Below are 24730 nucleotides of genomic sequence, written 5' to 3'. Positions count from 1 at the left end.
TTGGGACTAATGTTGCATAGTGTTAACCGCCCAGCGGGTTAAGTACTTATTAAAGGAAATGTATGCGTTTATTAGTTGTTGAAGACGAGATTAAAACCGGTGATTACTTAAAACAAGGCTTAAGTGAAGCTGGCTTTCAGGTGTCATTAGCACGTAATGGCCTAGATGGTCATCACTTAGCCATGACCGAATTATTTGATATTATCATCTTAGATGTGATGTTGCCTGATGTCTCAGGTTGGCGAATTTTGCAGTCTATTCGTCAGGCAAAAAATGATACCCCGGTAATGTTTTTATCTGCTCGCGATAGTATCGATGACAGAGTCAAAGGGCTTGAGCTGGGGGCGGATGACTATTTGATTAAGCCATTTGCTTTTGCTGAAGTGTTAGCAAGAGTGCGCACGCTTATTCGTCGAAGGGGAACACAAACAGTCGCCGATATATTAACCATTGCTGATTTAGAAATGGATATACCCAAGCGCAAAATACAGCGTGCAGGTAAGCGTATTTTGTTAAGCAACAAAGAGTTCAATCTTCTTGAATTATTGCTCCGTCGCGAAGGCGAAGTTTTACCTCGTTCGTTAATCGCTTCACAGGTGTGGGACATGAATTTTGATAGCGATACTAACGTTATTGATGTCGCTATTCGCAGGTTAAGGGGAAAAGTTGACGATGATTTTGAGGTAAAGCTGATTCATACGGTGCGAGGTATGGGTTATAAATTAGAGGATGAATTTGATGAAAATTAATTTCAGACCAATGTCTATTACCCTTAGGGTGGTGCTATTTGTTGCCATAACCGTTGTATTTAGCCTTACCCTTATAGGTACTTTGATCAATAACTCTATTGACCATCACTTTACTCAGCAAGATATTGGAGAGCTTAGGGTTATTAATCATTCAATTGAAGCGACATTATCACAACTGCACCACACAACCGCGCAATTAACGACCTCTTTATCAAAAGCCGTTGTCGGTCATCATGGCGTGTATTTTCAAGTGAATAGTCAAACAGGAGAATTAATATACCGCAATTCAACTCGAGACTTTAGCGACTTAAGCATATCTTTACCAACGACCCTTGGCTTTAATAGTCAAAATATAATCAAGCATCACGTTGGTAAGTCGACTTATAGAGTGTTAGTTACTGATTATAGAAACAAGTATGCCCACTATAAGATTACGGTCGCTATTGATATGAGTTTTCATATGCAGTTTCTCAGTCAATTTAAACAAAGCCTGTGGGTTATTATGGTCGGTTTGGGCTTATTAGTATTGCTAGCTGCTTGGTTCGCGGTTTATCAGGGCTTAAATCCTTTACGTGGTCTTAGTAAAAAAATGCAAGATATCCAAAGTGATAACTTTGAAATTAGGTTAGATGAAGAGAAAGTACCTACTGAATTAATTAATATGGTGCGTTCTTTTAATTTAATGCTCGATAGACTACAAAATGAATTTTTACGCTTATCAAATTTTTCCACCGATATTGCCCATGAACTTAGAACGCCGTTAACCAATATTATTACACAAAGTCAGGTTGGATTATCAAGACCAAGAAAATTAGAAGAATATCAGGAATTATTATTTTCCAACTTAGAGGAACTAGATAGGTTGACCAAAATGGTCAGCGATATGTTGTGGCTAGCTAAGACTCAAAATGGCTTGATAAAACCTGAACAACAAGTATTAAATAGTGATGCAGAGATAGCAGCATTATTTGAATATTTTGATGCACTAGCTGAAGAGGCAAATATAACGCTTATAAAACAGGGTGACAATTTAGCTTTTTATTGCGATAAATTACATTTTCGCCAATTGTTATCAAACTTGCTATCAAATGCGATGCGTTATACCGCAAAAGGTTTATCAATTACCGTTAGCATTAACAAAACAATTGATGGGCAAGCTTGCATATCGGTAATAAACCCAGGAGAAAAGATACCTGCAGAGCATATTCCCTATTTATTTGATCGTTTTTATCGACCGGATAAGTCAAGGAAACGGCATAGCGATGGTGCAGGGTTAGGGCTAGCCATTGTCAAAGCATTAGTTGAAACGAATGCAGGTAAAATCAATGTCACTTCAAATGATGAAAAAACATGTTTCAACGTTTTTCTATCACTAGCAACAAGATAATACGAGCGCTAACTCTGAGCTTGGAGGCGTTATAGCGGACTTGTCATTCTTTGCTCGACACCCAATCCCGCCAGTTCGGGTTAAGCTCATTTACTCAACCATACTATTTAAGCGCCTATCAGTGTTATTTTCACACCCAATAGCTCGCTATTGCTTAGTAATACCAATTTGATTAAATTTCTTCCCAATTCTGAGCGCTTCTCGGTGTTCAAAAGCAAGGCGAATTTGTTTCGGTTTAGTCACGCTAAATCAAATAACTTTAACGATGTTAGTGGATATCGAGAAAACTCCCAGAGGTAGAGTTTAAAAGGTTTACATGCTGCGTTATTGATTTTTACTTTGCTAAGTAGCTAAATGGTAGCTTCAACCAAGGGGGTTATGCGCAAAGGCAAATGGCATATTTAAAAATTTAAGGTTGAAGCCGTTAAACTAATGTTAGTTACTGTAGTGTTTAGCGCTATATTAATTAACATTAACATTAACATTAACTTTAATTATTAATGCTTTAGGTTACTAAAGTGCTTGTAGTTTCTCTAATTTACCTATCGGCTCAGCAAGTGATTCAGGCGGTACGGTAAACCACTGCGGGCCATTTTTTCCCATATAAATGCAGTCTTCAAGTCGAACACCGAATTCGCCTTGAATATAAATACCGGGTTCATTAGAGAAGCACATGCCTGATTTTAAAATTTCAGTTTCACCATGAACAAAATTAACGCTTTCATGGCCTTCCATACCAATGCCATGACCTGTTCTATGTGAAAGCCCGGGTAATTTATAGCCAGGACCAAAGCCCTTGCTTTGGTAAAACTGTCGAACAGCGTCATCTACTGAGCCCGCTTGTTTGCCAATTTGTGCTTGCTCAAAAGCAATTTCTTGGCCTTGTCTAACCGTTTGCCAAACGTCTTGTTGGCGTTTGTTTGCTTCACCAAAAACAAAAGTTCGGCTGATATCTGATTGATAACCGTGCACATTACAACCGCAATCCATTAATACCACTGAGCCTTCAGTGAGTATTTGCTTTTGTTTAGTACCATGGGGATAAGCGCTGGCTTGATTAAATAGCGCCATATTCCACGTACCTTTGCCACCTAATTGTTGCTGGGCGTTGTTCATTAAAGATTTTACCTCGCCTTGGCTCATGCCTACTTTTAGTTTTGACCAGACATCCGCATAGGCAAGTAAAGTTACTTCATTGGCTTTATGCATTAATTCAAGTTCATGTTGGCTTTTATACATACGACAGCCGCGAGTTACCGGCTCCGCACTGATATGTTGCATGTTTGAAAGCTCAGCCATGACCCCACTAAGTACAAAGTAACGTACTGAGTTTTCGAAGGCCACTTTACCTTTGTTTAACTTAGTGTCGGTTAATATTTGTTTAATCAGTGTGAACGGGCTTTCATGCTCTTGCCAAACACGAATGTCAGCACTAACGGCCAAACTTTCTCGTATACTGGGCGCTTCAAAAAATGGGCAGACAACTGACAGTTTACCTTCACGTGGAATAATAATCGCTGTTAAGCGCTCGCTTCGTCGCCATTGTATGCCAGAAAAGTAATCCATTGCTGCGCCGGGTTCAAGGATCAAGGCCGATACATCCTGCTGTTGCATTAATTTTTGTGCATGACTAATACGTTCAAGCCTTTCAGCACCCGTTATTGCTGTTACTGAATGGGTGATAGGTTGTAATGTGGTCGTTTGATGGTCATTTACCTTATGTGAGCTATTAGCCGGTAGGGCGAGAGCAGATGAGTTTAAGCTTTGCCCAGCCAGGGTGAGGGTGGCAATACCCGCACCACTAGCTTTTAAAAAGGCTCTTTTACTGATGTTCATGTGTTTTCCTGTTGAGTCGCCAATACTATTTAGCTTAGTTAGTTAGCGCAGTGGCTTAACTAGGGGCTGTTGAGTTTTTATTTTAGTCACTGCAATTAGCCAATTTTTCAGCTAATAAGGCGAAAAGTGTGCGATGTCGTTATCTGCTTTAACAACTTTCAACGATGTTAGGTTGAAAATTAGCAACAGCCCCTAATATTGAACTGATATTGAGGCTTTACGCTAACTGCTTTTGTTGTGATGAGCAAGTTGTTGCCGATAAAAGGCTGCTTAAACGAGTTAGATGAATGCGTTGGATATTTTTTGATAAACTAAGTTCTTACCATTGCTCGGGAATTGTTGGTTGTTTAACCTAAAAACAGGTGATCTTGACGCGTTATTTTTGTAGATTTTTTTAGCACGTGTTATCAATGATATTCCGCTGAAATTAATGAGAATAAAAAATGCATATTAAGCTAAGTAAACTTACTGTTAAGCTTTGTAAAGCCGCTATCGTTTTATCCTCCACTGTCATTTTATCCGCACAAGCTAACGCTGACCGAGTTACTGGCAAAACACATGCTAGCCGCTCAGAAGTTATTGCTGCCAATGGCATGGTGGCTACTAGCCAACCTTTGGCAACACAGATTGGCCTACAGGTATTAAAAGACGGTGGTAACGCTATCGATGCGGCTATTGCCGCTAATGCGGCACTGGGCTTGATGGAACCCACAGGTAGCGGTATCGGTGGTGACTTATTTGCTATTATTTGGCATGCAAAAAGTCAGAAGCTTTATGGCCTTAATGCCAGTGGCCGTTCACCCAAGTCACTAACACCTGAAAAGCTTAAAGCTCAGTTAACTCAGTTAGAGCGTGACGATATTCCACCATATGGCATGTTACCTATTTCAGTACCAGGTACAGTAGATGGTTGGTTTGAAATGCACGATAAGTTTGGCAAAATGCCAATGAATGATGTGTTAAAGCCAGCTATTAGTTATGCCAATAATGGTTTTCCTGTCAGTGAGTTGATTGCTTATTATTGGCAACGTAGCGTGCCAAAATTATCACTGCAACCGGGCAGTTTTAAAACCACGTTTACCATTGATGGTAACGCGCCACGAAAAGGTCAAATTTTTAAAAATCCAGAGCTTGCTAATACCTTGTCATTAATTGCGGAACAGGGGCGTTCAGCATTTTATCAAGGTGAAATAGCCGATAAAATTGCTAGCTTTATGAAAGCTAATGGCGGCTATATCTCGCGTGAAGATTTGATAAGCCATAACTCAACTTGGGTTGAGCCAGTATCAACCAATTACCGGGGTTTTGACGTTTTTGAACTACCGCCTAACGGTCAAGGTATTGCCGCATTGCAAATGCTAAATATTTTAGAAACTTACGATTTAGCAGCGATGGGATTTTTGTCAGAACAAGCACTGCATGTGATGACTGAAGCCAAGAAGTTGGCTTTTGAAGATCGTGCTAAGTTTTATGCAGATCAGGATTTTTTTGATGTACCTCTTACCGGCTTAATCGATAAAAAATACGCGATGGCACGTAAAAAGCTTATCGGTGAGCGTGCAGCTAAGCGTGTCGATGCCGGTAACCCAGCACTTTATCAAGGCGACACTATTTATTTAACCACGGCAGATAAAGCAGGCAATATGGTCTCACTTATCCAAAGTAACTATCGTGGTATGGGCTCAGGCGTGGTTGTGCCAGGTTTAGGTTTTGTTTTTCAAGACCGAGGGCAACTATTTTCTATGGATGAAAGCCATGCGAATGCTTATCAAGCAAACAAGCGTCCTTTTCATACTATTATTCCAGCCTTTGTGATGAAAGATAAAAAACCTTTTATTAGCTTTGGTTTAATGGGCGGTGCGATGCAACCGCAAGGGCATGTGCAAATAGTGACTAACATTATTGATTTTGGTATGAACTTACAAGAAGCTGGCGATGCCACTCGTTGGCAACATTATGGCTCTACCGAGCCAACAGCAGCAAATGGCAAAACGTTAATTGATGGTGGCCAGTTGGTCATTGAGTCAGATATACCTTACCAAACCGTGCGTGGTCTGATGCAGCGCGGCCATAAAATTGGCTTTGATATCGGTGGCTATGGTGGCTATCAAGCGATTATGTGGGACGATGAAGAAAAAGTCTATTATGGCGCTTCTGAATCAAGAAAAGACGGACAAGCTGCAGGATATTAGCATGCTAGAACCATAACAGTGTTATCTTTGATATCATAAGCCAACTTATCGCAATTAATTGCGATAAGTTGGCTTTATTTTTAGCTAGCAGCTAAAAAAGTCAATATTATAAAAAAGCGCATACTTGGTATAATACCACTTTTACTAAGTTGCCCACTCAGTGAAATTTAAAAGCTTTAGAGACAGCCCTACATCCATCTAGGTCAGGCATTGATTGAAGATAATGGTTATTCTCGACAACTGCTCCTGCGTTGTTCTAATGACTCACACCCCTGTGAGAACCTTGTCAAAATCAATAACACGGCCTGTAAACCTTTTAAAGTCACCCTTGGTAAGCGCTAAGTGGGGGCAAACTTAATAGACTTGGTATAACTTATGAAAGTAATTAAAATTTATGGCAAAACCGAATAAGAAAGGTCCAACGAAAACGGTCGATATTTTTTGTGTTAGTTGCAACACTTTATTATTTAAGTACCGAAAGGGTGGTAAAGGTGCATTGGTGAAAAGCTTTAAAGAGCGTATTAGTCAAGATCATACGCTTGTGCCTGGTATATGCCCTAAGTGTGATAAATTGTTCGCTCGAGAAACTTTAATCAGAGGTTTACCTGCATATAAATTTATTGGCGGTAAGGTGTGGTTTAAATAATGTTAATTTTTTGTGGCTTTTTGTACACGCCTGCATTTTCTAACCATTGATATGCTTGTTCAATATTTTCACAAAATTTAGTTTCTACGTTGGTCAGTACCTTATGGCTAGCCTCCATCAAAGACCTTTGAATAGATAAACTGCAAATTACGGCTTCGTATTTTTGGTTATTGACATTAGCCCATTCATTTAGCTCGTCTATTTTGCCCCACATGTCAGGTGTCGACAATTCCCAACAGGACAAATCAACAATACAGGCCCAAGGTTTGTCACTTATTTTATTAACATGTTCTTTATATTCTTTGCAAAGTCTTACCACTGTTTCGGAGTTCCAAGAGTCAAAGCAGTGGATAACTAATGTTTGCTCTACAACCTTCATTCGAAAAGAACCATGCTCGTTCATAAAGTCTCCTGCAAAATGCAACTCCCTTATGTCAGGGGGTTAATATAGTGGACTGAAAATTAACTTATTATCTTTATCCGTTCAACGGATGATTTTATACCATAATTCAATGCATTACACTAATTCTACTAAGTTTTTGAGTGGGAACAAACTTAATAGACTTAGTATTAGTGCAAACTTATGCTAGCACTATAGCATAAGTATATTAGGTAGTATTCTCGCTCACCCCTACACTTCTTTTAAAGGCAATTAGCTCGCTGGTTAATACTGACAAGCAATTAGGAGGTTTTAGATGTATTACCTTATATAAGGGGCGTTATGAGTGAGTTTTCTCACTCATAAGCTGAACACAGACATTGGCTCGAATATGCTAATTCAGCCAGTTAGAGGAGCGTTTGCTTGAATAGCCTAAATCATAGAGTTAGGCTAAAATAAGTGAACTCAAATTGAGCAACCCACTTACTTAAATGAGCTAAATAATTTGAGTGACTTAAGGTTAAATAAAATAATGTTTCATTAACCTTCTTTAGGTAAAGTTTTTATCGGCTTGTAATAACTTACTTCTAATTCGTCATTAATACAGGTTAGTAAGTAATTGTTCATTTCTGCCGGTGTAATTTCATCTTCTGCAGCATCGTTTTTACATTGCGCTAAAAGGCTCATGACATACTCCGGAGATGCAGTCATTAACTCTGTTTCATCTTCGTTGCAAAATGCGGCGTTTGAAGTCAGTGTTAGTACCGCCAGCATTAAAATCATTTTTTTCATAGTTAATCTCTTTAATGTAAATTGAATTACATGTCCCAATAGTCACTTAACGAATTAAGCTGTCTATCAAGAAATCTTTTTTCAGTTAATGAATCTAATTTTTGTCTGACCTGATATTTTTGTTTTGCTGTTTTTCTCATTGCTGTTTTATTGGTTGAACCATAGGCAATTTCAAAACCAGCAATACCAGTATCAAAATTTGAATCTTCATCAATATCGGTGTCTGCATATGTATCAATGTTCATTTCTTTACCTTATAAAAAAATCATACTTGGATTTTCCACTAGATAATGTGCCGATATTTCAAAATAGAAAAGTGAATTATTTTGCGATTATTAATCAAAATTTTTAATCAAATTTATTTAACAACCAAAATTCAAGTTAATAGTGGGTGGAGAGAGTAGTAATTGAAATAAAATCAACTATGGGTTTATTGAAAATTACTTATTAAACAGTTATTTATGTTTATTTTAATTAGATGTAAGTCGTTATTAAGGTAATAGTTAATACTGCACCTTAGTGAAAGATGTTGATAGTGCAAGCGGTTTTAGTGTGTTTTATGACTTAAAAAAATATTTTTATGACATTTTAATTAGTACTTTTCGCTTGATTACGCTGTTGTGCTAAGGCTTGAAGTTGTTTCGATTGTTGATGCAAGCTATTACGCACTAAAGCTTCTTGGTCTTCTTCACGAATATGATGAAAAATAACTTTGTGATGAGTTTGTTGCTCGAGCAATTCCGTACTGATTATTTCACCAATACAGTACAAGGCACTATTTTCATCTGGAAAAAATAATTTTAATTCGAGGAAATCACCAAGGTTAAACCGGCTAGGGTTATCACTGTTAAATATGATGCCACCACCACCAAATTTAAGCGCTTTAAATCTAGCATTAACGTTATCTTCTTGGGCCAGAATATAACCCACGAGTAAGTCCATTTTTTGCGCTTGATAATTGAGGTACTCCATTAATTGGCCAGCAACACCGGCAACCGTTTGTAATGGTCGTAACGCACTTTGATCTAAAGTACTTATTTCTGATGCTATTTTAAAGGGAATAGGCATGTTTGATAAAAACTGCTGATAATTTGGTAGCTGAGTTAATTCAATAACCTTAGCGTTGATATTAAATGCATAACTTATGGAAAAGAATTCATCAAATTGAGCAAGTTTTGTTTGATCTTCAGCAGTGGTCATTAATAAGTTTCCTTATAATTTTTATCAGTGTTAAGGTTATTTATTGTTAATGTGAGCTAGCAAGAAATACGTTCACTGCACATTCGCACATTTCATCAATTTGGCTTTCTTGTGCGTATATTCCATCAATCACTAAACGGGCAATGCCATGTAAAGTTGCCCAAGTGACTTGTGCTAACCGTAAGGTATTTTCTTCTTGAATAATAATACCTTGATCCTGCCAAAGTTTAGTCATTTCAACTTGATAATTAAAGCTGGCATAGGCTATTTTTTTTAAGGTTTGTGTACTGTTATTTTCTTTCCAAATAACGCGGCCAAACATCAACTCGTATAGTGAAGGGTTTTTTGTTGCAAAGCCAATATAGGCATGAACAAAATTACGATACTTCTCTTCACTAGACAGCTTTTCTTCAGAGAAAATTTCACTAGAATGTTGATGCCATTGCTCAAAACCTTGCTCAGCAATAGCACATAATAAATCATTTTTGTCGGTAAAGTGATGATAAGCGGCGGTACGTGACACGCCAATTTTTTCCGCAAGTTTACGTAAAGATAAACCTTCAATACCGTCTTCTGTGACCATTTTTGTCGCTGTACTGACAAGTGACTTTCGTAAGTCACCATGATGATATTTTGTTTTTGCGACCATTTAGTTAAGCAACCTAGTGTTAAACATTATTATCAAAGGACTTTTTTTGATGGTAAAGCGACATTAGCAAATATCAGTCCTGCTACTAATGACATAAAAATCAAAAATGTTTGTGAGCCAATGTCGGTGGCGTTGAGCATAACTTGCCCTGATACCGCATTGCTTAAGCCGATATACACTTTACTTCCTGGCACCAATACAACTAAGCCCATTAATTTAACAATACTTGAGGGGAGGTTCATGATACGAGAAAAAATACTACTGTATAGGCCTAGGGCAAAAGCGCCAACAAAAGCGCCAAGGGCGACACCTAAGTATTCAGCCCCGACTATACTGGCACCAAAGGCAATATAGCCAGAAAGAATACCCCAAGGCGCATCTTTTTTTCGACACTTAAATAAAATCACTAAGCTAATTGATAATGTGGTTACCGCCGCCCATGATGTCCAGTTAGGTGTACTAGGAGGTTGGATAAATAAAACCTCTCCCCAGATCATTTTACCTAACGCTATACCCAACACACCGCCAAAATAAATTTTGAATAAAATCATTAAGGCATCCATCAATCTTGCGGTACCGGATATTAGGTTTCGAGCGGCAAGCTCTGATAAGGCTAAAGTTAGCGATAAGCCCGGAATAAAGGCAATGATACTCGATAGAATAACTAATGGAATGTTAATGCTGGGGTCAATTAAGGCAATTGCTGTCGCTAAAATTGCCGTGGTCATGGCGGCAATAGGTTCTAACATGTCGGTAACTCGGCGTGAACGTTCAGCCCAGAAAGTAAATAAGCAAACCACCAAACCGAGTAGCGTTGACCAAAAAACGTCATTCCAACTGGTGTGCATTAGCATCGCAAAAGCGCCACTTGAGGCACCAAAAGCAAGAAAAGTTAAAAAACGGCCATAGGGATTAGGTTTGTCAGCAATTTCATCTAACCGCTCAATGGATTCTGAGAGCGTTCGTTGGCCAGAGGTGAGTTCGTCAACTAATTCATCGGCACGTGCTAATGAACCTAAATCGAGATCGCCAGGTGCAACCCGAAGAATGTGATTGTAATCTTGATTTTCGTCATCTTCAGATAACACGAAGGTTAATGAGGTTGGCGTAATAACAAAAGAGCCATAAACACCTAAGCTTTCTGAAACATCGGTTAAATGTGCTTCTAATCGATAAGCGGGAGTACCAAACTTATGTAAGGCTTTGCCTAAACGAATTATAAATCGACGTTTATCAGTAAAGCTATCAGTATTTGCCATAGCAAGATCATTCATATTGAAAATATTTTTATATGGTAAATGATTAATTTTAAAATGAAAGCACAGATGTTAAATCTTAATAGAAAGTTGCCTAGTAAGGTGATTAATTAATGAATTTTAACTTTGCTTAATGAATATTGCGCTTACTATAAGAAAATTGGCAGCTAATGTTAATCTCGGTATGATATACGCAGTGTTTGAAAATTATCAAGATACTTAACTGGCTTGGTATTACTTTCTCATTAATGCTACATATCTAGCTAGATGACTTATTCGGACGAGATATTTTATGACGTTATTAATTATTTTACTTTGTGTGTTTGGCGCCGTCGCTTTAATGGTGATATTAGGGCAGCGCTTTGGTAAACCAATGGAAGTTGAACAACAGCAAAAGTATTCAAAAATACTCTGGATAGTGGTGTTTATTGCTATTATTGCCGCTATTATTCGGCAAATGCTTTAACCGTTATTGCAGGGCAGTTAAGTGCTATAGCATTTACTGTATATGTTAGTTGAGTTTGTGGTTACTTTGGTGTTTACATTATGCTATAGATATGTAAAATATTGGTTAATATAGTTCCAAGTCTTACCATCACACATGCTGATATAAACGCCTTTGATAAATTTTGGCTAACATTTTCAAACTAGTGTTCTACACTCATGATTGAATCCCCTGATGCTTCCACATTAAATAGATAAAGGTTGTTAATTTGAAATTTGAATTATGTTTTGCTGATGATGTTTAAAGACAATTTTTATTTATTGCTGTGGTGTTTTTTGATACCGTACTTTTCTCTTACCAGTGCTGTTGCTAATGAATTAACCTATAAAAAATTAGGCCAATTACATGAAGCGGCTAATAATGGCTTTGTTGAAGATGATGATGGTTTTATTTGGATTGGTACACAAAATGGTTTAATTAAGTGGATGGGTGAAGAACTAATCAAATATACACCTGAAAACTCATCGCTTATAGGAGCAAATATTTCTGCTATCACGCAAGGAGACAATGGTGTTTTATGGGTAGCAACATTAGATGGTGGTTTGAATAAGTACGATAAATTAACTAATAAATTTGTCCATATAGAAGGTGGAGATTTAATTACTGTCAGCAGTATCGGCGGATGGAGAAAAACACAACCATTGGCTTTGGTAAGTAAAGATGAATTGGTTTTTATTTCAGAGCAACGACTGATTCATTTTAAAGCAGGTATATTCAGGCAAATTTCACTCACTAACGATAAACAAGCTTTAACCGGAGCCGTCTTTTGCCAAACAAAAGTGTGTTATATCGGCATAGAAGGCGGCTTAGTTGTATTAGATTTAGTGACAGAGAAAACCACTTTATATTCATATCCTTCAAAATCTGCTCCCCCATTGCATATCAATAAAATGATAAAAATTGATGGATTGCTCTATTTAGCAACAAAGCACAATGGCTTGCTGCAGTTTAGTAGCCAAAAAAAATTATTTAGCACACTAATACCCTACCAAAATAAATCTATCAGCAATTTTACTTATGACACTATCAAGCAAGAGCTTTGGCTAATTCACAGCCCAAGCATTGGCTTAAGCCAATTTACGCTTTCATCTGGTCAAGTTGAGTCTTACTTTAGCTTAGCCTCAGAAATAAACCCACTGAGTGATGTACGTTTAGACGGCATATTGTTCAGCAAGCGAAATCAATTATTAACCTTTACTTTAGGTGGTGATTTAGGTGCCATTGAGCAGAAAATTTTTACCAATATCACCAAGCAGTCTGATTTGGGCCTTGGACTTAGCAGTAATAATATTCGTCCTATTTATCAAACTAAAGATGGCACTATTTGGCTGGGGACAAAAAGTGAAATGGGACTGCATTATTTTGATGAGTCAGCGCAGCGATTTATTCAGTTAACCGACCCTAAAATATCCATGCCTTATGCACTTTATGAGGATTCTAATGATACGCTTTGGGTGGGTAACTTAGAAGGGACGCTTAGCGCATTAGATACTTCGCGAACCAAAGTGCAACAGCACTTTGTACTGAATGCAAGAATTGGTGACATTATTGAGCATGCAACCAATTCAAATCTACTTTGGCTGGCAACTTATGATAAGGGCTTATTCTTATTTGATAAGCAATTAGGTGTTATTGAGCAGTTTCAACATAGCAGTAAACTTGCTACTAGCATAAGTTCGAATTTTATTTTGAAGATGCTCTATATCGATAATGAGTTGTGGTTAGGTACAATGAAAGGACTAAACCATTATAACGAAACAACCAATAGCTTTAATCGCTTTGTGAAATCGTCACCCTCTGAGAATAAAATTCTTAATTTATTGCCTGAAAAAAAGGACAAAATTTGGGTGGTTAATGATAGCAATGGCATTGATTTGTTTGATACTAAAAGTAAGGTGTTCGAAGAAAAATTTACCAATATAGGTTTTCCGCTAAAGGTTACAGAGCAAGATAATCAAGGTAATTTATACGGCTATATTATTAAAAAAGGCATATTTAAGTTTAATACTTTAACGGAGACTTTTGATATATATGGCAAAGAATATAACCTTCCCCTAAGTTATTGGCTGGTTGCTCATCATAAGATGTTTAATGGTGATATGTGGTTTGGCAGCCAGTATGGCTTGACTGTGTTCAAACCTGAAAACCTTTCGACAAAAATTGAAGTTAACCAAGTACATTTTACTCGATTAGAGCAAAATGGCCATCCGATAAAAACACATGCAGCGTACGAAAAATTAACGTCATTAGAGTTAGATTGGAAAAATAACAGCTTAGAATTTAGTTACTCCAGTAAGTTTTCGGATAACAGCAAAGAAATTAATTATCGCTATAAAATGGAAGGTGTTGATTCTGAATGGTTTTATACTAACTCTAATTATGCTCGATATGTCGGGCTAGACAGTGGTAGCCATTTGTTAAGAGTAGCAATGAAAGTTAATGGCCAATGGTCTTCTGCTGAGCAAGAGGCCCAACTAGAGATAGTTGTATCGACACCCATTTGGCGGCTATGGTGGGTTCAGCTGATCATGTTGATGCTTTTTGTGTTTATTATTGTGATTATCTCCTATGCCATCATTATTAATTTTCAAAATAGAAAACTGAAAAAAGATGTTTACCGTGATGCTCTAACCGGTTGTTATAACAGAAGGTACTTACAAAGTGCTTTAGGTAAACTTGATGAAAGGTTAATTCATCGTAATTCTATTTCTAGTATCTCCCCTAGCTCGCCTAGTTACGCTTTCTTATTCTTTGATCTAGACCACTTCAAAAGTGTCAATGATAAGTTTGGTCATGACGTTGGTGATCTTGTTTTGCAGCATTTTGCAAGTGAGCTGCAAGCACAATGTCGAGTCGGTGATACGCTCGCTAGATGGGGTGGTGAAGAGTTTGTGATGCTTTGCCAGGTTAATGACAAAAGCTCAATTCCCGAAATATGTCAGCGTATGATCCAAACCATAAGTAATAATAATATCAATGTTTCAGCGTCTACATTACTAGAATATACCTGTTCCATTGGCGCAGTGGCTTATCCTGATGATAATTTGCTCGGTAACCTGTCTGTAGAGGCTGTCGCGAGTATTATGTCTGATTTTGCTTTATATCAAGCAAAAGAACATGGCAGAAATACCTGGTGTGTTATCGAAACAACCGCGAGCTTAATTTCAACAGATTTAAATGATTTAAATCATGACAAAATAGAGCAACTTATTAAGGAAGAAAAATTAAGTTTAATACACCCTTAGAATATTAATTATTGGCCGTTGGCTGAAACTGAAAGTTGTTTTGAGCGACGATGTCGCCATTCGAATCGTAGTTACTTTCATAAACCTTCACTTCACCCGTATTTGCTTGTAATATTATCGCACTTGACCGTGTTCCATAGTCCGGCGAGACAATAAAAATACTACTAAGTAACAGCTCTAGCTCTTTACTGAGCCCGGTAATCGGTAAACTTTCTTGCTTGGCTGTTTCTTGATTGCTCATCACTTTAAAAAGTGTCTCTATCTCTAGATTATTTGTCGTAACTAAAGCTTCTAAGGCATTTAAACCTAAAGCCATTTTCGGCCAAGTATCATCTAATGCACCATTAGAAACACTGTGAAATCCGGCGGCTAATCTGACAAGCTTTTGATTCACACTATCAAAAGCTTGTAAGTTATTTAACTGACCAAAAATTAAATTAAAATCATTGTATTGATACGACTCAGCCGATAAATATTGTTCGGTTTTAAGGGGACTATTCTTTAATGCTTGTACGACTAAGTCGCCACGCGAAGGTTTATTTTTATCAAACTTTTCAGGCTGACGAAAATTTGTTAAAGCGGAAAAATGACCTTCAGGGGTTAAGCCAAGCCAAGTGCCACCTGCCTGTAGATCTTTGCCTGCGAGTATCTTTTCTTCAGCCCACCAATGCATATTTTGGGTCGGACGTTGATGAAATTCATCACGGTTAGCACAAATAATCACAGGATAGTCAGGGTGCTGCTTAACCGCAATAAACAAAATACACATAATATTGGCTCCCAAAAGGTAAATGAATTTATAACTAAAAATATTTATGTTTTAACTTATAGCCAATTGATTGATGGTCGTTAAGCGAATAATTGTTATATCGACTTGGTATTGATCACAGCATAGGATATGGTTTGTAGCAACATATCATTAACTTATTTTTCAAGCAAAAGGTAGTAAAGCTGATGTTAGCATTTCCCGTCATTGATTTAAAAAATAAAGTATCAGCACAAGAATGGCAACTTAGAGTCGATTTAGCTGCCTGTTATCGTCTTATTGCGCTCCATGGTTGGGATGATTTAATTTATACCCATGTCTCGGTGCGTATACCCGGTACCGAGCATGTGCTGATTAATGCCTTTGGCTTACGCTTTGATGAAATTAGCGCATCCAATTTAGTTAAAATTGATATGGCCGGCAATATTGTTGATGTGGATTGCCCATTTGAGTTTAACCCTGCAGGTTTTACTATTCATAGTGCTGTTCATGAGGTGCGTCATGATGATCTTTGTGCCTTGCATGTGCATTGCAATGAAGCCATTACTGTTGCTTCTTTAAAAGAAGGTTTATTGCCGCTTAGTCAGTACTCGATGTTTGCTTTAGCATCGCTGAGTTATCACGATTATGAAGGTTTAGCGGTTAATGAAGATGAAAAACTACGCTTGCAGCAAGACTTAGGCAATAGCAATTTTATGTTACTGCGTAATCATGGTGCGTTAACCATGGGTAAAACCATTGGCGATGCTTTTATGCACATGTATGACTTAATACGTGCTTGTCAAATACAAATACAAGTCATGTCCACGGGGATGGAGCCTATAATGCTAGAACAAAGTCTTATCGATGGTATTAAAGCACAAGCAGATATAGTACACACTGGCTTAACTGGCGGACAAAAAGCTTGGCCGGCGATGTTACGCCGCGTATATGAAGTAGACCCAAGCTTTGCCTTATAACCCTTAACCTTATTGATGTCGTTATTTAATCTTGTATTGAAGTAGCATGTAAAGAGAGCCTAATGAAAGTAACTCACGTAGAAATTTTTGATATTGAATGTCCAAAGCGCCCAGGTTGGAACCCGGTTTTTATTCGTGTACATACCGATGAAGGTATCACCGGGGTTGGTGAAGCTGGTCTTGCTTACGACTGGGGACACAGTGCAGCAGCGGCGATGCTTAAGGAGATCAGTGAAGCGATATTGATAGGCTTTAATCCGTTTAATACCGAATTATTATGGTCACGGATGTTGCGGGAAAGCTTTTGGGGCTTAGGTGGCGGGCCGGTGCTATATTCGGCCATGAGTGCCATTGATACCGCGTTATGGGATATCAAAGGTAAAGCGCTCGGCTTGCCAGTATACCAACTACTTGGTGGCAAAACTAATGACAAACTGCGCACTTATGCGAGTCAGTTACAGTTTGATTGGGATGAAACAATTAGTAAGCTTATTGAGCCCGCACAATATGCCGAAGCAGCATTAAAAGCGGTTGCGCAAGGTTACGATGCGGTTAAAGTGGATCCGATTGTTTATAACCAAGACGGCAGTTCTTCATTTGATCGCACTAAATTATTTACGCCAAAACAAATGCGCTTATTCGGCAACCGTTTACGAGCAATTCGTGATGCCGTGGGCGAAGATGTCGATATTATTTTTGAATCACATTCATTAATGGGGGCTGCATCAGCTATTCAAATGGGTAGAGTTGTTGAAGAAGTTGGCTGTATGTTTTATGAAGAGCCGGTTAATTATCTCAACTCAGCGGTACATAAGAAAGTGGCTGACAACGTTAACGTGCCGATTGCTGGCGGCGAGCGTTTATATCATCGCTGGGATGCACGACCTTATTTTGAAGACCAAAGCATTGATGTTTTACAACCTGATATTGGCCTATGTGGTGGTTTTACTGAAGCGAAAAAAGTATGTGACTATGCTGATGTCTATGATATTCGTATTCAAGCTCATGTTTGTGGTGGACCCGTGGCAACAGCAGCATCTTTGCATCTTGAAACCGCGATCCCTAACTTCTTAATTCATGAGCATCATACCTATGCCATTAAAGACTGGAATCGTGAGCTGTGCTTGCAAGATCCACAGCCTGTTGATGGCTTCTTTCAAGTATCAGAAGCCCCTGGTATAGGTATTGAACTGAATGATGAGGTGGTTAAACGTTCGCCTAATGTTACGGTCAATGCCTTGAAGTAAAAGTGCTAGCGCTGTCGGTATTTAATTAAAAGTGATTAGTGCCAAGTTAGCTGGTGTGATTAAAGAAGGTAGCTTGGTTACCTTCTTTAATCTTTTGCTATGACCTACCTTAAATATAATCTATGGGCAGAGCGGTAGTGTATTTTATTTCCTCCATGGCAAAGCTTGAGCTGATATCGGCAAAGCTTGCTCGGGTAATTAAACGTTGGTAAAAACTGTCATAAGATTTCATATCGGGCACGACCACACGTAATAAATAATCTACTTCACCACTCATACGGTAAAATTCGATAATTTCTGGAAAATCTTTCGCTACTTCTCTGAATTCACTTAACCACTTAGGATTGTGCTGATTAGTTTTTATGGTGACAAATACCGTTAAACCGACGTTTAATTTTACTGGATCAGCAAGGGCAACACGGCCTTTAATAATACCTGACTTTTCCATCGCTTGAATGCGACGCCAACAAGGGGTTGTTGATAAGCCGACTTGGCTGGCAACATCACTAACAGAAGCGGTGCAGTCATGTTGTAAGATATTGAGTATTTTTTTATCGAATGCATCCATAAGCGTTTAAACGGAATGGTTTTACCTAAAATTGATAAACTGTGAAATTATTTTGCGATAAAATGGCTACTATTGCGAGTTATATTTTAAACGATGAGCGCGCTGTCGGTATTGTTGCTTAAAACTTATAAAATTGTGCGGCATTGCTAAAACACAATTGCTGTATCAGTACAGCATTATAGGGCAGTTCGGTATTGGCAAGCCAAGTATCTTGATAGCTACCATGCCACAAACTTAGTGGAAAATTACTGGCTAACATTACTCGTGATATGCCAAAATTTTCTAAACATAAGGCGATAATTTTATGCTGCCAGTTAGTTGAATAATATCTATCTGTCATTTCGTAGCCAGAACATTTGATAAAAACCGTGCTGAATTTAGCCAAACGTTTAAGGTTATCTAACCACGCTATCTGCTGTTTTTTATCTGCTGTCGGTGAGCCGGCATGATTGATAGATAACATTAAATCAGTTGTTGAATGTATTATTGTTATTAAGTTATCGACTGCCGAAGTATTTGCTAGAGGCATTTGCAGCTCAAAACTCAGCTGCTTATCGGCGAGTAGGGCTAAGTTAGCACCAGTATGCTGATTGTTCAGCATAACTTGTGCATTATCATCTAAAATATGCCGAATACCGACCACGCTTTGATAGTGCATTAGTTTTTCAAGTTGCTGAGAAAATAATGGCTTAGGTAAAGTAATATCCAGCATCGCAATGCTACGAAATGGTCGCTTGCAGGTCTCTTCTAACCAAGCAATTTCTCGCCATGACTGTTCATTATCAAACCCGGCTTCAATATGGACAAAGCCTGATAAGCTTAAGGGGGAGCTTAAAGTTAGGTCTTGCTCTGAAAAGTGCTTTGCAATGAGATGCTTATCTGGCCAGAAAGGGGGATTTTCTGGCCTTAGCCATTGGTAGCTGCCTTTATTAAGATCAAACAGGTGAAGATGTGGGTCGATAATTTTTATCATCAGTTAGACCTTACTGTGCGGTATAACCGCCGTCAATAACTTGCAAACTGCCGGTGATAAACTTAGCTTTATCTGAGCCAAGAAAATAAACCAGCTCAGCGACTTCTTCTGCTTGTCCTAATCGTCCTAGTGGTTGTAAAGCCGCTTCTTCGGCATGTACTTCAACTTTGTTAGCGCCTGATTTTTCACAATAATTATTAATGGCTTGATGATAAAGCGGGGTTTCTATGGTGCCAGGGCAAACGGCATTGGCGCGAATATTAAACTGTGCGTAATCAAGTGCGGTGGTTTTTGCCATTGAAGCTAACGCTGCTTTGCTGAGGTTATAAGCAAAAGAGTTATGCTTAGCAATCAGCGCTTGATCGGACGACATCAAAATAATAGCACCATTTCGTTGCGCTTTCATTGCCGGTAATACCGCTTTGATCGCAGCATAAGCGCCTTTAACATTAATATTAAATACGTGCTCTAAGTCAGCTTCACTGGTGTTTTCAATTGAGCCTGAAAAATGTATGCCGGCGTTAGATACTAAAACGTTGATATTGCCTTGTTGGGCTATCTGCGTAATAACATGATTAACTTGCTGAACGTCAGTGATATCGCAAGGACAAAAGTCACCATAAGTTGATGGGGTAATATCTAGGTTAAATACTTGATAATTCTTCGTTAAAAATAGCTTAACAATACTTAAGCCAATGCCTGAACTACCACCGGTAACAATACATACTTTTTTCATAGAGAGAACACATTAATGATTTTGTTAAATAATATCGTTTACTTGTGCTCAGGGCTATAGCTATCGCATACTAGCGTGCAACGAGTAGTAAACCAATGCTCGCTCAGATAGAAAAATGCTTAAATAGCGTTATAAACGGCCAATACAATGAGAGGTAGTACTTCATCTCATTTTTTGTCAGTAATTTATCAGTGGCTTATAACTGATTTGTAAGTCATTTATGCAAGTTTTAAATAGTTTAATAAGCTTCTTTGGCCTGTAAATTGGTTGATAAAATATGTTGTTTCAGTGTCGTTAACGAGGGATCAGGTTGAGAAATTTAAAAGAAAAATTAAAAGTTTATTACATTATGAGTGTGTTTAGTGTGCTGTTTGCTTTATTAGGTTTTAGCTATAACGCATGGCGCATGGAAGTTAGCGAAGAAAATAATAATGTCCGCACCGCCGCATTCGAGGTGTTGTCACATTTAGGTGAATTAGAGCACATTATTTTATCGGCACATTATGACAACGACATTATTGAAGGTAACCCGAGAAAGGGCTGGGTTAAAGTGGGTTTGGTTGTCGATTTAAGTGCTTTAATTGCGCCAAATGTTGAAGCTAAGGCGGTAATGATGAAAGCGACTTGGGCAGATTCTTGGCATTTAATGCGAACGGAAGAAGCGGTTGTTACTGAGTTGGTTAATGAAATTGACGATACTCGTATGGCGATAAAGCTGGTCTTAAAAGAAATGAGCTAATGCTGACTAAAAGCACGTGATACTTTTAGTCAGACACTTTTAGTCAGCTACATTCAATCAGACACTTTTAGTCAGCGATGTAACTTTTTATTTAGCAAGTTCGACTAATACTGCGGTATACATTTTTAAGTTTAAAACAAACTGATCCATAGTAATAAACTCATGCTCTGAATGGCCGGTGTATTCTGTATTTGGCATTGAAGGGCCAAAGCTAACGGCATTTGGGAATAAACGTGAGTTTGTACCGCCGCCAATAGCAATGGGCTTAGCGTCTTTAATGCCAGTGAAATGACTAAAAACAGCTAATAAAGTATCAATATGTGGCGCATCTTTTTGGATAAAAGGGTCGCCAATATAATGCTCTAGCTCTTGCACATCTGCATCAAACTTATGATTCCAATTATCGACTGCTTGATGAATTTCGGTACTAAGCTGAGATTTACTTTTCCCTTGTGGGCGTCGTATATTGATATTTAGTTCTAGGTTATCATCATGTTGTTTTATCACGGTCGGTGCGACTGTCATTACCCCCATAAAATCATCTTGATAGGCAATGCTGCCAAACTTCTTGCCTTCTAATCCTAAGCCAATATTATCGTTAATAAAGTTCACCAAGGTGCCGGGGCCATTATTTACCCAACGACTATCTGATAAAAAATCTGCGAGGTAAGGGATAGCATTAATACCATCGTCAGGTTTAGAAGAGTGTGCGGACTTTCCTAACGCATTAACGGTTAAGGTACTGTCTTTTAGTTCAAGATCAAAGTTTACGCCTTGGTAACTACGTGCTTTACGTATTAATCTTTGCAGTAACACTACATTAGCATTTTCAATAGTTGCGCTAGCATCTTCAGGTATTTGGCTAGCAAAAAAACCACCACTAAATTCACTAATATAAGGTGAAATAGTCGGCATTTCTTGCTTTTTAAAGGCTAGCTTAATAGTGCCATAGCCTTTTTCTGCTGTGACTACCGGATATTCGGCATCAATAGTGATATTGGTTTGTGGTAGTTCATGGGTTTCTATGTAGGCCTTTAATGGCTCCCAATCAGACTCTTCTGCCATATAAATATAGAGTTTGATACGTTTATTAAGCGCTATTTTTTTGTCTTTAATTGCTTTCATGGCATATAAGGCTGTTGAAATTGGACCTTTGTCGTCTTCAGTGCCACGACCAATTAATTTGCCCGGTTCGGTCGTTGTATCAAGTTCGAAAGGCGATTTCGTCCATTTTTTAGGGTTAACCGGTTGTACATCGCCATGAGTGATAATGCCAACACGTTCTTTTTGATCGCCTAAACCAACCACGACTATATAGCCGTCATCACGATAATCTAAGCCTAATGCGAGTGCTTGTTTTTTTAATTCAGCTTTGAAGGCGACATGCACTGGGTTGTCATCAATGGATACTCCCTCTTTAGCAACGGTATTATGTTTTACCAAAGCACGTAAACTATTAACCATATCTTGCTGGTAAGTCGCTACGGCATAATCAGCCGTTGTTTGTGCGACTCTGCTGACCTGTGGTGTTGTGGTATTGGCTGCATTAACGGATGAGCTTAATGTTAATGACATAAGCGCATAGGTAATAATTGTTGCAGGTAAAAGCGTAAGTTTTTTAAGCAAAAGATGCTCCATTGATTAGCGTTTCAGGTTTTTAAAGGCTGTTTTTTCATGGCTATATTAACGTAAGTTAAATGGCGATGACAGTAACAAGTAGACGACTTGTCTCGCGAAAAGTTTCATGACCGAACTTACGGACTACCGACAAAGTTCTGAAACAAAAAAGGCTACGTTTCAGCGCAGCCTTTTTTAACTCAAATGAACTTATCTTGTGCTAATTTATATTTTTTAGCTCAAGCGTCTATGCAAATAGCTTACTATTATTGCAGTTGCGCTTCAAAAGTAAGGAATACGCCACCTTGCTCTTTATCTGCTAAGGTTTTATTTTTAGCGTCTTGCTGATATTCAGCAATTAATAAATAACGACCGGCATGTGCTGGCGTAAAAGTGATTTCACCATTTTTATCTGTAGTCAATTTTAATACGTCAGGGGTATTGCGGTAACGAGCACCGTCTGGCGTAATTTCAATTTCAACACCGGCTTGTACTTTCCCATGATAAGTAAAAGCAAACGTTGCCGGTTCATTTTCTACAATTTCAGCCGGGTGTGTTTTTGGTAACAACTCTAAAAACTGACCGTCGGTGCCGTAGTTTTCAGTCGGGTTGTTCATGGTGATGTAAGTTTCTACACGTGTTAGACCGTAAGTTGTTTGTAAATCAGTGGCATTAGCAGGAACCATGGCTTTCAATTCAGCTTTGTTAGCACGGGCACGTTGACGTTTATCAGCAACTTTATAGCTAGAGAAATAACTCGCGCTTGCGTTGTTAGTGATTTTGTAAGTACCGCTATCTTCAACAAAATAGTCAGCCACAGATTTTCTATGTGCTTTGTAGCTTGATGAAGGACGAACACTTTTACCTGATGGCGTTAAAATGCTCAGTGCATCAATGCTTAATGCTTTATCAACATTAAATACTTCGTTTGATGCTGAAGCATCTAGTGCAACCCATTCTCCTTGTTCTGACGAAAGCGTAAAATGGCTTGGTAATAACCAACGTGAATGCGCACTAGCTTGGCCACTAATAGCAACGGCAAGACAAAATAATAGTGATTTCTTAATATTCATTTGTGCTCCTAAGGTGTAACAGTAAAAGTAATTTCGCCAGTCTCGGCGGTTTCATTCAGGGTAAATTTTTGTGCAGTGTTGTCGATCTTAAATGCTTGTTTGAGTAAGGCACGTCCGCCTTTTTCGCGGACGACTTCGATATAAAGTACGTAGTCGCCTTGAGGCAACGCTTGTTGCTGATCGTCAGTCGCTTTAAATGAAAGCGGAAAAGTACCAGCAGCGTGTGTTGCTGAAGTTATAGCATCGACTAGCTCTGCATCTTTTCGACCAACATTACGCCACCAACGGCGAATGTCTTTTAACCATTTAGGCTCTTTACGCCAAAGCAGCAGTGTTCTGACCGGATCTTTTTTAGTATTTTCTAACCAAGCAGCAACATAAGGAGGATGATATTCACCTTGTTGCTGCTTCAGGTCTAGTTTTATTGCTAGGGTAGCAGGTACGTTATCATTGGCTTGTACTGCTGCTGGTAAAGTAAATAACAAGCTAGCAAATGCCAGTAAACATACTTTACTCATCTTATTAACGTAGTGTGATAATTGACTCTTCATAAGTAATGTAATTTTCCTTTAAGCAAAATAAATAATAGTAATAATGGCCAGCAGCGTGCTGCTAACACTAACGATTAAGGTGCGATGAAAGCGTTTTTGTGGCATGGCCAAAATGAATCCTGTGATCGCAAAAACAATAAATAGCACGCTAGAAAAGTCGATAATCCAGCCCCAAAAGTTACTGGTGTTTCGACCCTTATGTAAATCATTAAGCACGGCCCACCAGCCGTAGTGAGTTTGTTCAAAAAAAGCCTCACCGGTTTCAAGGTCAACAGCAATACTGGCACTTTTCCCCGCCTGTTTTATGCTATAAAACAACTCACCTGACATCAGCTCTGGTTTGGTATTTTGTAAAGAAACAGCAAAAGCTTGTTCAATTTCGCTAGTAATCACTTGCTGTTGCTCACTTGTTACTTGGCCATCGCTTAGCGCAAGCTCGGCAATAGTGTCGATGGTAAGTTCGCTTTCTACTACTTGTGCTTGATGACTGCTAAACCATTCGGGATGATTTAAAGTGATCCCTGTGACAGAAAAAAACAGTAATAAGGTCAGTAGCGCCATAGATACGTAGACGTGAATGAGCCGTGCAAGGTTTAAGGTTTTTTTAGAAGGTTTCATTACTGCTGATTTTCATTGCTAATATCGATAGAGTTCAAGTGCTTGAA

Annotated in this window: 24 protein-coding genes; 9 read left to right on the top strand and 15 right to left on the bottom strand. The window is 38.5% G+C overall.

Going from position 1 to position 24730, the window contains the following annotated elements; all coding sequences use genetic code 11:
* The first annotated feature begins 62 nt into the window (after positions 1-62).
* Positions 63-749 (top strand): heavy metal response regulator transcription factor, encoded by a 687-nt coding sequence (locus tag FGD67_RS06785; RefSeq protein WP_257174289.1) that lies wholly within the window; start codon positions 63-65, stop codon positions 747-749.
* Complete coding sequence (locus tag FGD67_RS06780) at positions 739-2136, top strand: heavy metal sensor histidine kinase (RefSeq protein ID WP_257174288.1); 1398 nt, start codon at positions 739-741, stop codon at positions 2134-2136. Before FGD67_RS06785 ends, FGD67_RS06780 begins: the two co-directional genes overlap by 11 nt.
* Before the next feature lie 513 nt (positions 2137-2649).
* On the opposite strand, the gene FGD67_RS06775 is transcribed toward FGD67_RS06780, so the two are convergent.
* Positions 2650-3972, bottom strand: coding sequence for a Xaa-Pro peptidase family protein (locus tag FGD67_RS06775; RefSeq protein ID WP_257174287.1), 1323 nt, complete (start codon positions 3970-3972; stop codon positions 2650-2652).
* 443 nt (positions 3973-4415) lie between these two features.
* Between FGD67_RS06775 and ggt the strand changes: the two genes are divergently transcribed.
* Together ggt and FGD67_RS06765 are read left to right on the top strand one after the other, a co-directional pair.
* Positions 4416-6164 (top strand): gamma-glutamyltransferase, encoded by a 1749-nt coding sequence (gene ggt, locus FGD67_RS06770; protein ID WP_257174286.1) that lies wholly within the window; start codon positions 4416-4418, stop codon positions 6162-6164.
* A 394-nt stretch (positions 6165-6558) separates the two neighbouring features.
* Positions 6559-6810, top strand: a complete 252-nt coding sequence (locus tag FGD67_RS06765) for a hypothetical protein (protein ID WP_257174285.1) — start codon at positions 6559-6561, stop codon at positions 6808-6810.
* Here FGD67_RS06765 and FGD67_RS06760 read toward each other — a convergent pair.
* From FGD67_RS06760 to FGD67_RS06735, 6 genes are all read right to left on the bottom strand, one after another.
* Entirely contained in the window at positions 6803-7213 is a 411-nt protein-coding gene (locus FGD67_RS06760; RefSeq protein WP_257174284.1) for a hypothetical protein, read from the bottom strand. The genes FGD67_RS06765 and FGD67_RS06760 overlap by 8 nt on opposite strands.
* Positions 7214-7729: 516 nt before the next feature.
* The gene (locus FGD67_RS06755) at positions 7730-7981 is read right to left on the bottom strand and encodes a hypothetical protein (RefSeq protein WP_257174283.1); all 252 of its coding nucleotides are present in this window, start codon (positions 7979-7981) and stop codon (positions 7730-7732) included.
* 26 nt (positions 7982-8007) lie between these two features.
* Positions 8008-8226, bottom strand: coding sequence for a hypothetical protein (locus FGD67_RS06750; protein ID WP_257174282.1), 219 nt, complete (start codon positions 8224-8226; stop codon positions 8008-8010).
* A 343-nt stretch (positions 8227-8569) separates the two neighbouring features.
* Positions 8570-9181, bottom strand: a complete 612-nt coding sequence (locus FGD67_RS06745) for a PilZ domain-containing protein (RefSeq protein ID WP_257174281.1) — start codon at positions 9179-9181, stop codon at positions 8570-8572.
* Between the two features lie 46 nt (positions 9182-9227).
* Positions 9228-9830, bottom strand: coding sequence for a TetR/AcrR family transcriptional regulator (locus FGD67_RS06740; protein WP_257174280.1), 603 nt, complete (start codon positions 9828-9830; stop codon positions 9228-9230).
* Positions 9831-9862: 32 nt separating this feature from the next.
* Positions 9863-11089 carry a threonine/serine exporter ThrE family protein gene (locus FGD67_RS06735; RefSeq protein WP_257174279.1) on the bottom strand — a complete coding sequence of 409 codons (1227 nt, stop codon included), beginning with the start codon at positions 11087-11089 and terminating at the stop codon, positions 9863-9865.
* A gap of 289 nt (positions 11090-11378) precedes the next feature.
* Between FGD67_RS06735 and FGD67_RS06730 the strand changes: the two genes are divergently transcribed.
* Positions 11379-11552 carry a hypothetical protein gene (locus tag FGD67_RS06730; protein ID WP_257174278.1) on the top strand — a complete coding sequence of 58 codons (174 nt, stop codon included), beginning with the start codon at positions 11379-11381 and terminating at the stop codon, positions 11550-11552.
* 272 nt (positions 11553-11824) lie between these two features.
* The gene (locus FGD67_RS06725) at positions 11825-14836 is read left to right on the top strand and encodes a ligand-binding sensor domain-containing diguanylate cyclase (RefSeq protein WP_257174277.1); all 3012 of its coding nucleotides are present in this window, start codon (positions 11825-11827) and stop codon (positions 14834-14836) included.
* Between the two features lie 4 nt (positions 14837-14840).
* On the opposite strand, the gene FGD67_RS06720 is transcribed toward FGD67_RS06725, so the two are convergent.
* Positions 14841-15605, bottom strand: a complete 765-nt coding sequence (locus FGD67_RS06720) for an NRDE family protein (RefSeq protein WP_257174276.1) — start codon at positions 15603-15605, stop codon at positions 14841-14843.
* Positions 15606-15808: 203 nt separating this feature from the next.
* On the opposite strand from FGD67_RS06720, the gene FGD67_RS06715 reads away from it, so the two are divergent.
* Both FGD67_RS06715 and FGD67_RS06710 read left to right on the top strand, forming a co-directional pair.
* Complete coding sequence (locus FGD67_RS06715; RefSeq protein ID WP_373567878.1) at positions 15809-16561, top strand: class II aldolase/adducin family protein; 753 nt, start codon at positions 15809-15811, stop codon at positions 16559-16561.
* A gap of 62 nt (positions 16562-16623) precedes the next feature.
* Positions 16624-17808 (top strand): mandelate racemase/muconate lactonizing enzyme family protein, encoded by a 1185-nt coding sequence (locus FGD67_RS06710; RefSeq protein ID WP_257174274.1) that lies wholly within the window; start codon positions 16624-16626, stop codon positions 17806-17808.
* A gap of 109 nt (positions 17809-17917) precedes the next feature.
* Here the strand turns inward: FGD67_RS06710 and FGD67_RS06705 are convergent, their stop codons facing one another.
* From FGD67_RS06705 to FGD67_RS06695, 3 genes are all read right to left on the bottom strand, one after another.
* Positions 17918-18376 (bottom strand): Lrp/AsnC family transcriptional regulator, encoded by a 459-nt coding sequence (locus tag FGD67_RS06705; protein WP_257174273.1) that lies wholly within the window; start codon positions 18374-18376, stop codon positions 17918-17920.
* Between the two features lie 118 nt (positions 18377-18494).
* Positions 18495-19349 carry an amidohydrolase gene (locus FGD67_RS06700; protein WP_257174272.1) on the bottom strand — a complete coding sequence of 285 codons (855 nt, stop codon included), beginning with the start codon at positions 19347-19349 and terminating at the stop codon, positions 18495-18497.
* Between the two features lie 10 nt (positions 19350-19359).
* A complete protein-coding gene (locus tag FGD67_RS06695; RefSeq protein WP_257174271.1) occupies positions 19360-20085 on the bottom strand; it encodes an SDR family NAD(P)-dependent oxidoreductase in 726 nt (241 codons plus the stop codon).
* A 310-nt stretch (positions 20086-20395) separates the two neighbouring features.
* On the opposite strand from FGD67_RS06695, the gene FGD67_RS06690 reads away from it, so the two are divergent.
* Positions 20396-20824, top strand: coding sequence for a hypothetical protein (locus FGD67_RS06690; RefSeq protein ID WP_257174270.1), 429 nt, complete (start codon positions 20396-20398; stop codon positions 20822-20824).
* 87 nt (positions 20825-20911) lie between these two features.
* On the opposite strand, the gene FGD67_RS06685 is transcribed toward FGD67_RS06690, so the two are convergent.
* The 4 genes from FGD67_RS06685 to FGD67_RS06670 form a co-directional block, all read right to left on the bottom strand.
* Entirely contained in the window at positions 20912-22450 is a 1539-nt protein-coding gene (locus FGD67_RS06685; protein ID WP_257174269.1) for a dipeptidase, read from the bottom strand.
* Positions 22451-22707: 257 nt separating this feature from the next.
* Positions 22708-23514 carry a DUF4198 domain-containing protein gene (locus tag FGD67_RS06680; RefSeq protein WP_257174268.1) on the bottom strand — a complete coding sequence of 269 codons (807 nt, stop codon included), beginning with the start codon at positions 23512-23514 and terminating at the stop codon, positions 22708-22710.
* Between the two features lie 8 nt (positions 23515-23522).
* Positions 23523-24065, bottom strand: a complete 543-nt coding sequence (locus tag FGD67_RS06675) for a DUF2271 domain-containing protein (protein WP_257174267.1) — start codon at positions 24063-24065, stop codon at positions 23523-23525.
* An 18-nt stretch (positions 24066-24083) separates the two neighbouring features.
* A complete protein-coding gene (locus FGD67_RS06670; RefSeq protein ID WP_257174266.1) occupies positions 24084-24683 on the bottom strand; it encodes a PepSY-associated TM helix domain-containing protein in 600 nt (199 codons plus the stop codon).
* Positions 24684-24730: the final 47 nt, after the last annotated feature.

The organism is Colwellia sp. M166, assembly GCF_024585285.1.
Taxonomy (GTDB): domain Bacteria; phylum Pseudomonadota; class Gammaproteobacteria; order Enterobacterales; family Alteromonadaceae; genus Cognaticolwellia.
Note: the sequence above shows the minus strand (reverse complement) of the source record. Positions and strands in the feature narration are given on the sequence as shown.